12 protein-coding genes and 1 tRNA gene are annotated in these 16,011 nt (G+C 71.3%); 11 read left to right on the forward strand and 2 right to left on the reverse strand.

The features are described 5' to 3' along the window. The first annotated feature begins 24 nt into the window (after window positions 1-24). The 9 genes from AOM05_RS10930 (at window position 25) to gtfA (ending at window position 13,241) form a co-directional block, all read left to right on the forward strand. Window positions 25-261 (forward strand): HGxxPAAW family protein, encoded by a 237-nt coding sequence (locus AOM05_RS10930; protein WP_062522174.1) that lies wholly within the window; start codon window positions 25-27, stop codon window positions 259-261. A gap of 77 nt (window positions 262-338) precedes the next feature. Next, on the forward strand, window positions 339-1,148 hold the full coding sequence (trpC, locus tag AOM05_RS10935) for an indole-3-glycerol phosphate synthase TrpC (RefSeq protein ID WP_062522296.1): 810 nt from the start codon (window positions 339-341) through the stop codon (window positions 1,146-1,148). Continuing rightward, window positions 1,145-2,353, forward strand: coding sequence for a tryptophan synthase subunit beta (gene trpB, locus AOM05_RS10940; protein WP_062522177.1), 1,209 nt, complete (start codon window positions 1,145-1,147; stop codon window positions 2,351-2,353). The genes trpC and trpB overlap by 4 nt, the downstream gene beginning before the upstream one ends. Beyond that, on the forward strand, window positions 2,350-3,138 hold the full coding sequence (gene trpA / locus AOM05_RS10945) for a tryptophan synthase subunit alpha (protein WP_062522186.1): 789 nt from the start codon (window positions 2,350-2,352) through the stop codon (window positions 3,136-3,138). Before trpB ends, trpA begins: the two co-directional genes overlap by 4 nt. Continuing rightward, window positions 3,135-4,064 carry a prolipoprotein diacylglyceryl transferase gene (lgt, locus tag AOM05_RS10950; protein ID WP_062522187.1) on the forward strand — a complete coding sequence of 310 codons (930 nt, stop codon included), beginning with the start codon at window positions 3,135-3,137 and terminating at the stop codon, window positions 4,062-4,064. The genes trpA and lgt overlap by 4 nt, the downstream gene beginning before the upstream one ends. A 123-nt stretch (window positions 4,065-4,187) precedes the next feature. Beyond that, on the forward strand, window positions 4,188-8,723 hold the full coding sequence (gene gltB, locus AOM05_RS10955; RefSeq protein WP_062522188.1) for a glutamate synthase large subunit: 4,536 nt from the start codon (window positions 4,188-4,190) through the stop codon (window positions 8,721-8,723). After that, window positions 8,716-10,182: a glutamate synthase subunit beta gene (locus AOM05_RS10960; RefSeq protein WP_062522190.1), complete on the forward strand. Its 1,467-nt coding sequence runs from the start codon at window positions 8,716-8,718 to the stop codon at window positions 10,180-10,182. The genes gltB and AOM05_RS10960 overlap by 8 nt, the downstream gene beginning before the upstream one ends. Before the next feature lie 17 nt (window positions 10,183-10,199). Beyond that, entirely contained in the window at window positions 10,200-11,618 is a 1,419-nt protein-coding gene (pyk, locus tag AOM05_RS10965) for a pyruvate kinase (RefSeq protein WP_062522192.1), read from the forward strand. Between the two features lie 129 nt (window positions 11,619-11,747). Further along, window positions 11,748-13,241, forward strand: coding sequence for a sucrose phosphorylase (gene gtfA / locus AOM05_RS10970; protein WP_062522194.1), 1,494 nt, complete (start codon window positions 11,748-11,750; stop codon window positions 13,239-13,241). Between the two features lie 7 nt (window positions 13,242-13,248). Here the strand turns inward: gtfA and AOM05_RS10975 are convergent, their stop codons facing one another. After that, window positions 13,249-13,707 (reverse strand): methylglyoxal synthase, encoded by a 459-nt coding sequence (locus AOM05_RS10975; protein ID WP_062522195.1) that lies wholly within the window; start codon window positions 13,705-13,707, stop codon window positions 13,249-13,251. Window positions 13,708-13,837: 130 nt separating this feature from the next. Beyond that, window positions 13,838-13,911: transfer RNA gene (locus AOM05_RS10980), tRNA-Leu, on the reverse strand. Window positions 13,912-13,932: 21 nt separating this feature from the next. Between AOM05_RS10980 and AOM05_RS10985 the strand changes: the two genes are divergently transcribed. Next, window positions 13,933-14,562, forward strand: a complete 630-nt coding sequence (locus AOM05_RS10985; protein WP_062292132.1) for an ANTAR domain-containing response regulator — start codon at window positions 13,933-13,935, stop codon at window positions 14,560-14,562. A 163-nt stretch (window positions 14,563-14,725) separates the two neighbouring features. Beyond that, entirely contained in the window at window positions 14,726-16,000 is a 1,275-nt protein-coding gene (locus AOM05_RS10990; protein ID WP_062522196.1) for an ABC transporter substrate-binding protein, read from the forward strand. Window positions 16,001-16,011 lie beyond the last annotated feature (11 nt).

The following is a 16,011-nucleotide window of genomic DNA, read 5'->3' on the forward strand; positions in this document are numbered from 1 at the left end:
CCCCGAGTCCCCGAGGAGAACCCCATGTCGAGCGTGCACCTGGAGCCGCAGGACCTTCCCGAGATCGCCCCGCACAACCACGGCCGCACCGTCGCCGCGTGGGTGACCAACTGGGGCCTGGTGATCGCCGCGCTGCTCGCGTCGGTCGGCATCGCGATCCCCGTGCACGCGCTCACGTTCGCCGGCATCGGCGTCGCGGTCGTGTCGCTCGCCGCGGGAGCCGTGCTGCGCGCCCTCGGCCACGGCCAGCCGCTGTCCTAGGCACCTTGTGCCGTAACTTGAGCCGTCCTTGAGGCGTCCTTTGCGGCGGTAGAGTGGTCGCCATGGGAGAGGGTTCAATCAGCGTTCTCGACAGCATCGTGGCTGGTGTGCTGGAGGACCTCTCGGTCCGCCAGGAGCTCACCACGATGGACGCGCTCAAGGAGCGCGCCTCACGCCTGCCGAGCGCGCTCGACGCGCGGCAGATCCTCGCGCGCGACGAGGTCGGCATCATCGCCGAGGTCAAGCGCTCGAGCCCGTCCAAGGGGTCCCTCGCGGAGATCACGGACCCGGCGCTGCTCGCGACCGAGTACGCGGCCGGCGGCGCCTCGGTCATCTCGGTGCTCACCGAGCAGCGGCGCTTCAACGGCTCGCTCACGGACCTCGACGCGGTACGCGCGAAGGTCGACACCCCGATCCTGCGCAAGGACTTCATCGTCACGCCGTACCAGGTGTGGGAGGCGCGCGCGCACGGCGCGGACGTGGTCCTCCTCATCGTGGCCGCGCTCGAGCAGCTCGCGCTCGAGAGCCTCATCGAGAGGGTCCACTCGCTGGGCATGCTCGCCCTGGTCGAGGTGCATGACGAGGTCGAGGTGAAGCGCGCGGTCGACGCCGGCGCCACCGTGGTGGGCGTCAACGCCCGCAACCTGCGCACGCTCGAGGTGGACCGCACCACGTTCGCCCGCGTGGCCCCGCACATCCCCGACGGCGTGCTCCGCATCGCCGAGTCCGGGATCCGCGACAGCCACGACGTGGTCGAGTACGCCCGCCTCGGCGCGGACGCGGTGCTCGTGGGCGAGGCGCTGGTCAAGGACCGCGACCCCCGCGCCACCGTCGCGGAGATGGTCGCCGCGGGCGCGCACCCGGCCCTGCGGTCGGTCCGCCCGTGACGGAATCGCTCCAGGAGGCCCCCGGGCCGTACTTCGGCGAGTTCGGCGGACGGTTCGTCCCCGAGGCGCTCATGGCGGCGCTCGACGAGCTCACGGACGCCTACGACAAGGCCCGCATCGACCCCGAGTTCACCGGCGAGCTCGAGCGGCTCGCCCGCGACTACACGGGTCGCCCGTCGATCGTCACCGAGGTGCCCCGGTTCGCCGCCCACTGCGGTGGAGCGCGCGTGCTCCTCAAGCGCGAGGACCTCAACCACACGGGCTCGCACAAGATCAACAACGTGCTGGGCCAGGCGCTGCTGACCAAGCGGCTCGGCAAGTCCCGCGTGATCGCGGAGACGGGCGCGGGCCAGCACGGCGTCGCGACCGCCACCGCCGCCGCGCTGATGGGCCTCGACTGCGTCATCTACATGGGCGAGGAGGACACGGAGCGCCAGTCGCTCAACGTCGCGCGCATGCGCCTCCTCGGCGCCGAGGTGATCCCGGTCGCCACCGGCACCCGCACCCTCCGCGACGCCATCAACGAGGCCTTCCGCGACTGGGTCGCCAACGTCGAGACCACCAACTACGTGTTCGGGACGGCGGCAGGTCCGCACCCGTTCCCCGCGATGGTGCGCGACTTCCAGCGCGTGATCTCCGTCGAGGCGCGCGCGCAGATGCTCGAGCTCGGCGGCCTTCCGGACGCGGTGCTCGCGTGCGTCGGCGGCGGCTCGAACGCGATCGGATCCTTCGACGCGTTCCTCGACGACCGCGACGTGCGGCTCATCGGCTGCGAGGCCGCGGGCGACGGGGTGGAGACGGGTCGCCACGCCGCGACCCTCACCGGCGGCCGCCCGGGCATCCTGCACGGCTCGATGTCCTACATCCTCCAGGACGAGGACGGGCAGACCCAGCCGTCGCACTCGATCTCCGCGGGTCTCGACTATCCCGGCGTGGGCCCCGAGCACACGTGGCTGTCGAGCATCGGCCGCGCCGAGTACTGGCCCGTGACGGACGCCGAGGCCATGGAGGCGTTCCGCCTCCTCACGCGGACCGAGGGCATCCTGCCCGCGATCGAGTCCGCGCACGCCCTCGCGGGCGCGATCCGCCTGGGCCGCGAGCTCGGCCCGGAGGCCACCCTGCTGGTGACGCTCTCGGGTCGCGGCGACAAGGACGTGGAGCAGGCCGCCCGCTGGTTCGAGATGCTCCCGGAGGGGGACGAGTGAGCGCACTGACCGATCGGCTCGACGCATGCCGGGCCGAGGGCCGTGCCGCGCTCGTGGGCTACCTGCCCGTCGGCTACCCCGACGTGGAGACCTCGATCGCCGCGATGCGCGTGCTGGTCGAGGCCGGCTGCGACGTGGTCGAGGTGGGCCCGCCCTACTCGGACCCCGTCCTCGACGGCCCGGTCATCCAGCACGCCGCCGCGCGCGCGCTCGAGGGCGGGGTGACGGTGGACGATGCGTTCGTCGCCGTGCGCGCCGTCGCTGAGGCGGGCGCGGTGCCCGTGGTGATGAGCTACGCGAACCTCATGCTGCAGCGCGGATGGTCGCGCTTCGCCCACGACCTTCGTGACGCCGGCGGCGCCGGCGTCATCACGCCCGACCTCACGCCCGACGCGGCGCCCGAGTGGGTCTCCGCCGCGCGCGAGGCCGAGGTCGACACGATCTTCCTGGTCGCCCCGTCGACCACGCGCGAGCGCATGCAGCTCACGTGCGACGCGTCCACCGGCTTCGTCTACGCGACGCCCCTCATGGGCGTGACGGGCGAGCGCACCTCGGTCGGCGACGCCGCGCAGCGGGTGGTCCGCGGAGCGCGCGAGGCCGGCGCCGAGCGCGTCTGCATCGGCGTGGGCGTGTCCACAGGCGAGCAGGCCGCGGAGATCGCGGGCTTCGCCGACGGCGTCATCGTCGGCACGGCGTTCGTGCGCGCGCTCGGCGACGAGGGCGACCTCGAGCGCCTGCGCGCCAAGGTCGCCGAGCTCGCCGACGGCGTGAGGAGCGCACGATGACCACGTCGATCCCCAGCCCGCCCATCGAGTGGAGCTCGTTCTCGATCGGGCCGCTCACCATCCACGCGTACGCGCTGTGGATCCTGCTCGGCATCCTGGTCGCCCTGTGGCTCACCACCCGGCGCTGGGTCGAGCGCGGGGGAGACCCCGAGGTGGTCGGCGACATCGCGTTCTGGGCGATCCCGTTCGGCATCGTCGGCGGACGCCTCTACCACGTCATCACCACGCCCGGCCCATACTTCGGCGAGGGCGGCAACCCCGTCGACGCGCTGAAGATCTGGAACGGCGGCCTCGGCATCTGGGGCGCGGTCGCGCTGGGCGCGCTCGGCGCCTGGATCGGCGCGCGTCGCGCCGGCGTGAGCTTCACGGCGTTCGCGGACTCCGCCGCGCCCGCGGTGCTGATCGCGCAGGCGATCGGCCGCATGGGCAACTACTTCAACCAGGAGCTGTTCGGCGGCCCCACCACGCTGCCGTGGGCGCTCGAGATCGACCCCGCCTTCCGTCCCGAGGGCTACGAGCAGTTCGCCACGTTCCACCCGACGTTCCTGTACGAGATGCTTTGGAACCTCGCGGGCGCCGCGCTGATCATCTACCTGGACCGCCGCCTCAAGCTGTACGGCGGCCGCGTGTTCTGGCTGTACGTCATGGTCTACGTGTCCGGCCGCCTGTGGATCGAGGGCGTCAGGATCGACGATGCGGTCACCATCGCGGGCCTGCGCATCAACGAGTGGGTGTCCATCGTGGTGCTCATCGGCGCGACCGCCGCGTTCGCGGCCCTAGGATGGGCGCAACGCAGATCCGGCGAGCGCCCCGAGCGCTCGCTGCTCGCGGCCCGCGCCTCCCACCCCGAGGATGCGGCCGCGCAGGACGTCACCGAGACGCCCGACGTCGCCGACACCCCCGGCGACGGCCCCGCCGGGGCCTGAGAAGCGGGATTCCGTGCCTGCCGCCGTTCGCGGTAGGCTGAACGCCCGTGTCAACACCGGGTCGACGGCGCCCCGATATCTACGAATGTCCCCGCGTGCCCGGGGACGCTTAAGGACGGTGTGATGGTCGCGCATCTTGGCGCTCCCCAGCCCGCAGCGGGGCTCTACGACCCCGCTTACGAGCACGACGCGTGCGGCGTCGCCTTCGTCGCCACCCTGCGTGGCACGGCGGGCAGGGACATCGTCGATGCGGGCCTGACCGCCCTCAAGAACCTCGAGCACCGCGGCGCCGTGGGCGCCGAGACCGAGACCGGCGACGGTGCGGGCCTGCTCACCCAGGTCCCCGACGCCTTCCTGCGCGAGGTCGCCACCTTCGAGCTGCCCGCCGCGGGCGAGTACGCCGTAGGCATCGCGTTCCTCACGCCGGGCGCCGAGGCCGCCGAGGTGGCGGCGTTCGAGTCCGCCGCGACCGACGAGGGCGTGCGCGTCATCGGCTGGCGCGACGTCCCGACCAACCCGGAGCCGCTGGGCCCGAGCGCGCGCGCCGCGATGCCCACCTTCCGTCAGGTGTTCGTCTCCCACGACGGCCTCGCCGGCATCGAGCTCGACCGCAAGGCCTACCGCGTGCGCAAGCGCGCCGAGGGCGCCGGCGGGCCGTTCTTCGCCTCGCTGTCCTCGCGCACGCTCACCTACAAGGGCATGCTCACCACGTACCAGCTCGAGCAGGTGTTCCCGGACGTCACGCACCCGCTGTTCGCGTCCGAGCTCGCGCTGGTCCACTCGCGCTTCTCCACCAACACGTTCCCGTCGTGGCCGCTCGCGCAGCCCCTGCGCGGCATCGCCCACAACGGCGAGATCAACACCGTGCGCGGCAACCGCAACTGGATGGCGGCGCGCGAGGGCACCCTGCGCTCGGACCTGCTGGGCGACCTCGGGCCGCTCATGCCCGTGTGCACGCCGAGCGCCTCGGACACCGCGTCCTTCGACGAGGTGCTCGAGCTGCTGCACCTGGGCGGGCGCCCCATCCACCACGCGCTGCTCATGATGATCCCCGAGGCGTGGCAGAACAACGAGTCGATGGACCCGGCCCGCCGCGCCTTCTACGAGTACCACTCGGCGCTCATGGAGCCGTGGGACGGCCCCGCCGCGCTGCACTTCACCGACGGCACCGTGATCGGCGCGACGCTCGACCGCAACGGGCTCCGTCCCGGCCGCTTCTGGGTGACCGACGACGGCCTGGTGGTGTGCGGCTCCGAGGCGGGCCTGCTCGACCTCGACCCCGCGAAGGTGGTCCGCAAGGGCCGCCTCCAGCCCGGCCGCATGTTCCTGGTGGACACCCGCGAGGGGCGGATCGTCGAGGACGAGGAGATCAAGTCGGCGCTCGCCTCCGAGCACCCGTACGAGCAGTGGGTCGCCGACAACGCGATCCGCCTGTCCGAGGTGCCCGACCGCGAGCACATCTCGCACTCGGCGCGCTCCGTCCAGCGCCGCCAGCGCGCGTTCGGGTACACCGAGGAGGAGCTCAAGGTCCTGCTCGCCCCGATGGGCAGGACCGGCGTCGAGCCCATCGGCGCGATGGGCTCCGACACCCCGATCGCGGTGCTCTCGAAGCGTCCGCGCCTGCTCTTCGACTACTTCGTGCAGATGTTCGCGCAGGTGACCAACCCGCCGCTCGACTCGATCCGCGAGGAGATCGTCACCGCGACCGGCGGCGCGCTCGGCCCCGAGCCGAACCTGCTCGACGCGACCCCCGAGCACGCCCGCAAGATCATCATCGACTTCCCGGTGATCGACAACGACGAGCTCGCGAAGATCCTCCACATCGACCGCGACCCCAAGCGCCGCGGCGTGTTCTCCGCGCGCAAGATCCGCGGCCTGTACCGGGTCAAGGGCGGCGCCGACGCGCTCGACGCACGCCTGGCCGAGATCTTCCGCGAGGTCGACGAGGCCATCGAGGACGGCGTGTCCTTCCTGGTGCTGTCCGACCGCGACTCGAACCCCGACCTCGCGCCCATCCCGTCGCTGCTGCTGACGTCCGCCGTTCACCACTACCTGGTGCGCACGCACCGCCGCACGCAGCTGTCCATGGTGGTCGAGGCCGGCGACGTGCGCGAGGTGCACCACGTCGCGCTGCTCATCGGCTACGGCGCCGGCTGCGTCAACCCGTACCTCGCGATGGAGACCGTCGAGGACCTCGCCAAGCGCGGGTACCTGGGCGACGTCGCTCCCGAGCAGGCCACGCACAACCTCATCAAGGCGCTCGGCAAGGGCGTCCTCAAGATCATGTCCAAGATGGGCATCTCGACCATGGCGTCCTACCGCGGCGCCCAGGTGTTCGAGGCGATCGGCCTGTCCAAGGAGCTGGTGGACCTCCACTTCAACGGCACGCCCAGCCAGATCGACGGCGTGGGTCTCGACGTGGTCGCCGCCGAGGTCGAGGCGCGTCACGCCGACGCGTACCCCGCCTCGGGCGAGCTGCCGCCCCACCAGGCGCTCAAGACCGGCGGCGAGTACCAGTGGCGTCGCGACGGCGAGGAGCACCTGTTCGACCCCGAGACGGTCTTCAAGCTCCAGCACGCGACCCGCACGCGCCGCTACGACGTGTTCCGCGAGTACACGGACCGCGTCGACGACCAGGCCAAGCGCCTCATGACCCTGCGCGGCCTGCTCGAGTTCAGCGCCGACCGCCGGCCGGTGCCGATCGACGAGGTCGAGTCCGTCGCCGAGATCGTCAAGCGCTTCAACACGGGCGCGATGTCCTACGGGTCCATCTCGCAGGAGGCGCACGAGACGCTCGCGATCGCGATGAACCGCCTGGGCGGCCGCTCGAACACCGGCGAGGGCGGCGAGCCCGTCGAGCGCCTGTACGACCCGGAGCGCCGCTCCGCGATCAAGCAGATCGCGTCGGGCCGCTTCGGCGTCACCTCCGAGTACCTGGTCAACGCGGACGACATCCAGATCAAGCTCGCGCAGGGCGCCAAGCCCGGCGAGGGCGGCCAGCTGCCCGGCAACAAGGTCTACCCGTGGGTCGCCGAGACGCGTCACGCGACGCCCGGCGTGGGCCTCATCTCGCCGCCGCCGCACCACGACATCTACTCGATCGAGGACCTCAAGCAGCTGATCCACGACGCGAAGAACGCCAACCCCAAGGCGCGCGTCCACGTCAAGCTCGTGGCCGAGGTCGGCGTCGGCACCATCGCCGCAGGCGTCGCCAAGTGCAAGTCCGACGTGGTCCTCATCTCCGGCCATGACGGCGGGACCGGCGCGAGCCCGCTCAACTCGCTCAAGCACGCCGGCGCGCCGTGGGAGATCGGGCTCGCCGACACGCAGCAGACGCTGGTGCTCAACGACCTGCGCGACCGCATCGTGGTCCAGGTCGACGGCCAGATGAAGACCGGCCGCGACGTCATCGTCGCCGCGCTGCTGGGCGCGGAGGAGTTCGGCTTCGCGACCGCCCCGCTGGTGGTCGAGGGCTGCATCATGATGCGCGTGTGCCACCTGGACACCTGCCCGGTGGGCGTCGCCACGCAGAACCCCGAGCTCCGCGGCCGCTTCTCCGGCAAGCCCGAGTTCGTCGAGACGTTCTTCGAGTTCATCGCGGAGCAGGTGCGCGAGCACCTCGCGGCGCTGGGCTTCCGCTCCATCGCGGAGGCCGTGGGGCACGTCGAGGTGCTCGAGACCCGCGCGGCGATCGACCACTGGAAGGCGCAGGGCCTCGACCTGGCGCCCATCCTCGCCCGTCCCCGCGAGGGCGCGGCCCTGATGAACTCCACCACGCAGGATCACGGCCTCGAGGCGGCGCTCGACAACGAGCTCATCGCCGCGGCCGAGCCCGCGCTCGAGCGCGGCGAGCCCGTCCGCATCGAGACCGAGGTGCGCAACATCAACCGCACGGTCGGCACGATGCTCGGCTACGAGGTCACGCGCCGCTACCGCGGCGCGGGCCTGCCCGACGACACGATCGACGTGACGTTCCGCGGCAGCGCGGGCCAGTCCTTCGGCGCGTTCGTGCCGCGCGGCATCACGCTGCGCCTCGAGGGCGACGTCAACGACTACGTCGCCAAGGGCCTGTCGGGCGGACGCGTCATCGTGCGCCCCGCACGGGAGTCCATGCTCGACGAGACCTCCGACGTCATCGCGGGCAACGTGGTGGGCTACGGCGCGACCGGCGGCGAGATCCTCCTGCGCGGCCAGGTGGGCGAGCGCTTCCTGGTGCGCAACTCGGGCGTCACCGCGGTGGTGTCCGGCGTGGGCGACCACGGCCTCGAGTACATGACCGGCGGCACCGCCGTCATCCTGGGCCGCACCGGCCGCAACCTGGGCGCCGGCATGTCCGGCGGCACGGCGTACGTGCTGGACCTGCGGACCGAGCGCGTCAACGCGCAGGCCCTCGCGTCCGGCGAGCTCACGCTCAGCCCGCTGGACGAGGAGGACGCCGTGATCGTCCGCACGCTCGTCGAGAGGTTCGCGGAGGAGACCCGGTCGCCGGTGGCGCGCGAGCTGCTCGCCGACTGGACCATGACGGTGGCGCGCTTCACCCGCGTGCTGCCTGCACAGTACGCGCGCGTCCGCGACGCGCTCAACGAGCTCGAGGCGAAGGGCGGCGACCTGTCCGCCCCCGGCGCCTGGGCCGAGTTCCTGGAGGTGACCGGTGGCTGACCCGCGTGGATTCCTGAAGGTTCGCGAGCGGGAGGTCCCCGCCTACCGCCCCGTGTCGGTGCGTCTGCGCGACTGGTCCGAGGTCAAGGACGAGCTGGGGCGCGACGAGGTGGTGCTCAAGCGCCAGGCCGGACGCTGCATGGATTGCGGCATCCCGTTCTGCCACCAGGGCTGCCCGCTGGGCAACCTCATCCCCGAGTGGAACGACCTGGTGTGGCGCGACCAGTACGCGGACGCCATCGAGCGCCTGCACGCGACCAACAACTTCCCTGAGTTCACCGGCCGGATCTGCCCCGCGCCGTGCGAGACCTCCTGCGTGCTGGGCATCAACCAGCCCGCCGTCACCATCAAGAACGTCGAGGTCGAGATCATCGAGCACGCGTTCGAGGACGGCAACGTGACGCCGCACATCGCGCAGCGGCACACCGGCAAGACGGTCGCCGTGGTGGGCTCCGGCCCGGCCGGCCTCGCCGCCGCGCAGCAGCTCACGCGCGCCGGCCACACCGTCGCGGTCTACGAGAAGGACGACCGCGTGGGCGGCCTGCTCCGCTACGGCGTGCCCGACTTCAAGATGGAGAAGCACGTCATCGACCGCCGTGTGGTGCAGATGGAGCGCGAGGGCACCCGCTTCCGCACCGGCATCGCGATCGGCACCGACATCACGTGGGACGACCTCCGCGCGCGCTACGACGCGGTGCTCATCGCGACCGGCGCCCCGGTGGAGCGCGACCTGCCGATCCCCGGGCGCGAGCTCGACGGCATCCACTACGCGATGCCGTACCTCAAGCAGGGCAACCAGGCCGCCGCGGGCGACGAGGTCCCCGGCCAGCTCACGGCGGACGGCAAGCACGTCATCGTGATCGGCGGCGGCGACACCGGATCGGACTGCATCGGCACCGCGCTGCGCCAGGGCGCCACGACGGTGACGACCCTCGCGATCGGCAAGAAGCCGCCGGTCGACCGCCCCGACAGCCAGCCGTGGCCCACCGACCCGCGCGTGTTCGAGGTCTCCTCGAGCCACGAGGAGGGCGGCACCCGCGAGTACCTCGCCTCGACCGTCGAGTTCGTGGGCGACGAGAACGGGCACGTGCGATCGCTCAAGGTGGCGGTCACGCAGTACAACGCCGACGGCTCCCGCACCCCGACCCCCGGGACGGAGCGCGAGATCCCGGCGGACCTGGTGCTCATCGCGATGGGATTCACTGGGCCTGAGGTCACGAACCTCCAGGCACAATCCCAGGTAGCGTTGACATCGCGCGCTCAGATCGAGCGTGCGGACAACTTCGCGACCACCCAGGACGGCGTGTTCGTGGCCGGTGATGCCGGCCGTGGCGCGTCGCTCGTGGTCTGGGCGATCGCGGAGGGACGCGCGGCCGCGGCCGCGATCGATGAATACTTGACAGGGAGCACCGAGCTCCCGGCGCCGGTCACGGCGCACACATCGGCGCTACGCGCCTGATACCGAGGTTGGAGAACATGCGAAACGCGAAGATTGTCTGCACGATCGGCCCGGCAACCGCACCGATCGAGCAGATGCGCAAGCTCGTGGGCGCGGGCATGGATGTCGCCCGCATCAACCGCAGCCACGGCTCCGCCGAGGAGCACGAGCAGGTGTACCGCAACATCCGCCAGGCCGCGGAGGAGTCCGGCCGCAACGTCGCGGTCCTGGTCGACCTGCAGGGCCCCAAGATCCGTCTCGAGAAGTTCGCCGACGGGCCGCACGACCTCGCCGTCGACGACGTCTTCACCATCACCACGCGCGACGTGGTGGGCACCAAGGACATCTGCGGCACCACGTTCAAGGGCCTCCCGGGCGACTGCAACCCCGGCGACACGCTCCTCATCGACGACGGCAAGGTGCGCCTCGAGGTGACCGAGGTCACCGAGACCGACGTCATCACCAAGGTCGTCGTGCCCGGCCCCGTCTCCAACAACAAGGGCATCAACCTGCCCGGCGTCGCCGTCTCCGTGCCCGCCATGTCGGACAAGGACGAGGCCGACCTGCGCTGGGGCCTCAAGCTCGGCGCCGACTTCATCGCCTTGTCGTTCGTGCGCAACGCCGCGGACTACGAGGACGTCGCGCGCATCATGACCGAGGAGGGCCGCACCGTCCCCGTGATCGCCAAGGTCGAGAAGCCGCAGGCGGTCGAGAACCTCGCCGAGATCGTCGACGCGTTCGACGGCGTCATGGTCGCCCGTGGCGACCTGGGCGTCGAGCTGCCCCTCGAGGAGGTGCCGCTCGTCCAGAAGCGCGCGATCGAGCTGTGCCGCTCGCAGGCCAAGCCCGTGATCGTCGCCACCCAGGTGCTCGAGTCGATGACGCACTCGCCGGTGCCGACCCGCGCCGAGACCTCGGACTGCGCCAACGCCATCCTCGACGGCACCGACGCGGTCATGCTCTCGGGCGAGACCTCGGTGGGCGACTACCCGATCATCACGGTCGAGACCATGGCCCGGATCGTCAAGAACACCGAGGAGAAGGGCTACTCGCGCATCGCGCCGTACCTGTCGACGCCGCACACCCGCGGTGGCGCCATCACGCACGCGGCCGCCGAGATCGCCGAGAACCTCAACATCAAGTACATCGTGACGTTCACCCAGTCGGGCGACTCGGCGCTGCGCATGTCGCGCCTGCGTCCCTCAACCCCGATGCTCGCGTTCACGCCCCGCCCCGACACCCAGAAGCGCCTCGCGCTGTCCTGGGGCATCCAGGCGGAGCTCGTGGAGAAGGTCGACTCGACCGACGACATGGTCGCGTTGGTCGACGGTTACCTCAAGTCCTCGGGCCGCGCGGTCGACGGCGACTACGTCGTGGTCGTGTCCGGCACCCCCGTGGGCGTGCCCGGCACCACGAACTCGATCTTCGTGCACAAGGTGGGCCAGGTCCGCGGCTAGCGGTCACCCGCCTCAGCAGGGCCCCGTCGGCGCACGCCGGCGGGGCCCTCGCCGTTCCCCGGGACCACCGCATCGTCCCGTCCTAAGGTGGGAGGAGGCGCGATGGGGCGCCGGTCGAGGGGGTGCGCCATGGCGCGCAACGCGGTTCAGCTCATCACGTACGCGGACCGTCTCGCGGGGGACCTGCCCGGCCTCGCGCGGCTGCTGGGGACGCCGCCGTGGTCCGAGGCGTTCGGGGGCGTGCACATCCTGCCGTTCTTCACGCCGTTCGACGGCGCCGACGCGGGCTTCGACCCGGTCGACCACACGGCCGTCGACCCGCGGCTCGGCGGCTGGGAGGACGTGCGCGCGGTCGCGCAGGGCCGCGACCTCATGGTGGACGTGATCGTCAACCACGTGTCCGCGGACTCCGCCGCGTTCCGCGACTGGAGGGAGCACGGCGACGCCTCGGAGCACGCCGGCATGTTCCTCACCATGGCGGCGGTGTACCCGTACGGCGCGACGGAGGGCGAGCTCGCGCGCATCTACCGACCGCGCCCGGGCCTGCCGTTCACGCCGTACACGGTGGCGGGGGAGAAGCGCCTGGTGTGGACCACCTTCACGCCCCAGCAGGTGGATCTCGACATCGCCCATCCGGGCGCGCGCGCGTACCTCGACTCGATCCTCGACGCGATCGCGGGCGCCGGCGCGACCTCGGTACGGCTCGACGCGGTCGGCTACGCCGTGAAGACGCCGGGGGAGACGTGCTTCATGACGCTCGACACGTTCGCGTTCATCGGCGAGTTCACGGAGCGGTGCCGCGCGCGCGGCCTCGAGGTGCTGGTCGAGGTCCACTCGTACTACCGCCGCCAGATCGAGATCGGCGCCGCGGTGGACCGCGTCTACGACTTCGCGCTGCCGCCGCTGGTGCTCCACGCGCTCGGCACGGGCGACGGCGAGCCGCTCGCGCGCTGGCTGGAGGTGCGTCCCCCGAACGCGGTCACGGTGCTCGACACTCACGACGGTATCGGCGTGATCGACGTGGGAGCGGACCAGACCGCACCCGACGCTCCCGGGCTGCTACCGCCCGCGGAGCTCGACGCGCTGGTGGAGCGCATCCATGAGGCCTCCGGCGGCACGTCGCGCCTCGCGACCGGCGCCGCCGCCTCGAACCTGGACCTCTACCAGGTCAACTGCACGTTCTACGACGCGCTGGGCGCGGACGACCACGCCTACCTTGCGGCCCGTGCCCTCCAGTTCTTCACGCCCGGGATCCCGCAGGTCTACTACGTGGGGGCGTTGGCCGGCCGCAACGACGTCGCCCTGCTGCGCGCCTCGGGCGTGGGCAGGGACATCAACAGGCACCGGTACTCGGCGGGGGAGGCTTCGCACGAGCTCCAGCGCCCCGTGGTGCGCGCCCTCATGGCGCTGTGCGCGTTCCGCACGGCGCTGCCGGTGTTCGACGGGGACTTCGCCTTCCGCCTCGAGGACGGCGTGCTCACCATGGGCTGGCGGGCGGGGGACAGCGAGACCCAGCTGACCGTGGACCTGCTGTCGCACCGCGCCGGGCTGTGGTGGCGGCACGCCGGCGTCGAGGGGTCCACCGACGACCTGCTCGCGGACCCGCCGCGCCTGGCCTCCTGACGGGCGGCTACGCCTGGTCCTCCGGACGCATCGCCTCCCAGTCGCGCGGCCCCAGGTCGGGGATCTTGCGCTCGTAACCGTCGCGGAACAGCGGCGAGGAGATGAGGAAGTCCGCGGTCGCCACGTTGGACGCGATCGGGATGTTCCACAGCGCGCCCAGGCGCAGCAGCGCCTTGACGTCCGGGTCGTGCGGCTGCGGCTCCAGCGGGTCCCAGAAGAAGATGAGCATGTCGAGCGTGCCCTCGGCGATGCGCGCGCCGATCTGCTGGTCGCCGCCCACCGGGCCCGACAGGAACCGGTGCACCCGGAAGCCGAGCTCGTACTCGAGCATCGTGCCGGTGGTGCCGGTCGCGTACAGCTGGTGATGCGAGAGCGAGCCCTTGTTGAAGGAGGCCCACTCGAGCAGTTCGGCCTTCTTGTTGTCGTGCGCGACGAGCGCGATGTGCATGGTGGTCGCGTGGGTCATGGCAGGCTCCTCAGGTTCTCACCCGAGCATCCCACGAACCGCCGCCCGCAAGATCGGGCCGCGCCGCATCGTCCCGTCGCGAGGGGACGATGCGGGGGTCGCCCGGGACGGTCGTCCCGGGTCGGAGGGGTGCCCCGGGTGGGATTCGAACCCACAACACCGCGGGTTTGAGCCGCGTGCCTCTGCCAGTTGGGCTACCGGGGCGGGGGCACTAGGCTATCGCCTGTGACTGATGCGAACGACGCTCCCCAGGCGGAGAACCAGACCCAGGCCCCGAAGCGCGCGCGCCGCGCCGTCGTCGCGGAGGACGAGGCGCTCATCCGCATGGACATCGTCGAGACCCTCCGCGAGGGCGGCTACGACGTGGTCGGCGAGGGTGCGAACGGCGAGGAGGGCGTGGCGCTCGCCCGCGAGCACAAGCCCGACGTGGTGGTCATGGACGTCAAGATGCCCGTGATGGACGGCATCACCGCCGCCGAGCAGATCGCGAAGGAGCGCATCGCGCCCGTGGTGCTGCTCACCGCGTTCTCGCAGACCGAGCTGGTCGAGCGCGCCCGCGACGCCGGCGCCATGGCCTACGTGGTCAAGCCCTTCACGCCAGGCGACCTGCTGCCGGCCGTCGAGATCGCCGCCTCGCGCTACGTCGAGATCCGCGCGCTCGAGTCGGAGATCGCCGACATCACCGAGCGCATGGAGACCCGCAAGAAGGTCGAGCGCGCCAAGGGCCTCCTCATGGAGAAGATGAAGCTCAACGAGCCCGAGTCCTTCCGCTGGATCCAGAAGACCTCGATGGACCGCCGTCTCACCATGCGAGAGGTGGCCGAGGCCGTAATCGAGCAGATGGGCGGAAAGTAGCGCATTCTGGGCGCTGCACGCCGGGTTCGGTCACGAAATTGTGATGGACACGACGCAAATGTGTAACAGGCTCCCGCTAGGTTGACGGGTACCGCGACGGGGAACTCCCCTCGACGCGCGTCAACCAAGGCGAGATTCGTCTCGCCGACTGGGAGGAAGAAACATGGCTCGATGGAAGCCCATCGCCAGCGGCGCGGCATTCGCCGCGGTCGCCACCCTGTCCCTCGCCGCGTGCTCCGTCGAGGGCAGCGAGACCGGTTCGAGCTCGAGCGCCGAGGGCGCCTCGGGTGAGGGCCTGAAGGTCGGCTCGCTGCTCCCGATCACGGGTTCGCTCGCCTTCCTCGGCCCGCCGGAGATCGCGGGCGTGGACCTCGCGGTCCAGGAGATCAACGAGGCGGGCGGCGTGCTCGGGTCGGACGTGACCGTGCAGCACGAGGACTCCTCGGACACCGACAACCCGAACATCACGTCGGACTCGGTGACCAAGCTCCTCAGCGGCGGCGTGTCCGTGGTCATCGGTGCGGCCTCGTCCTCCGTGACCCTGAACGCGGTGGACGACATCACCAACGCCGGCGTGGTCCAGATCTCGCCCGCGAACACCGCGACGAGCCTCTCGGGCTACTCGCCGCTGTACTTCCGCACCGCTCCGCCGGACACCGTCCAGGGCAACGCGCTCGGCAACCTGATCCTTGCCGACGGCTACAAGAACATCGGCGTCCTGGTCTTCAACGACGACTACGGCACCTCGCTGCGCGACGTGGTCCAGGAGACGGTCGAGGCCGAGGGCGGCTCGCTCACCTACGGCACCTCGGGCCAGGAGTTCGACCCGTCGGCCTCGAGCTTCGCGTCCGACGTCCAGGCGATCCTCGCGACCAACCCCGAGGCGATCGCGCTCATCGCGTTCGACCAGACCTCGCTCATCATCCCCGAGCTCGTGGCCGCCGGCTTCGACACCTCGAAGCTCTACCTGGTGGACGGCAACCTCGCCGACTACTCGGAGGAGCTCGAGGCGGGCGCGCTCACCGGCGCCAAGGGCACGCTGCCCGGCGCGAGCCCGGAGAGCGACTTCCGTTCGCGCCTCGACTCGGTCGCCGACGGCGGCAAGCTCGACGAGTACGCGTACGGCGCCGAGTCCTACGACGCGGTCATCCTCTCCGCCCTCGCGGCGATCAAGGGTGGCGCGACGGACGGCCAGACCATCGCGGACAACCTGCCCGCCGTGTCCGGCTCGACCAGCGGCACGGAGTGCACCACGTTCGCGGAGTGCGTCGAGCTGCTCGACGCCGGCGAGGAGATCGCCTACGTGACCGTCTCCGGTGCCGGCCCGTTCAACGCGGACAACGACCCGTCGAGCGCGTACATCGGCGTGTACGAGTACGCGGACGACAACACCTACTCGCTGCTCGACTCGGTCTTCGGCGAGGTCCCCTCGGAGTGATCCCGCTCCGC

Source organism: Demequina silvatica, assembly GCF_000971215.1.
Classification (GTDB): Bacteria; Actinomycetota; Actinomycetes; order Actinomycetales; family Demequinaceae; genus Demequina; species Demequina silvatica.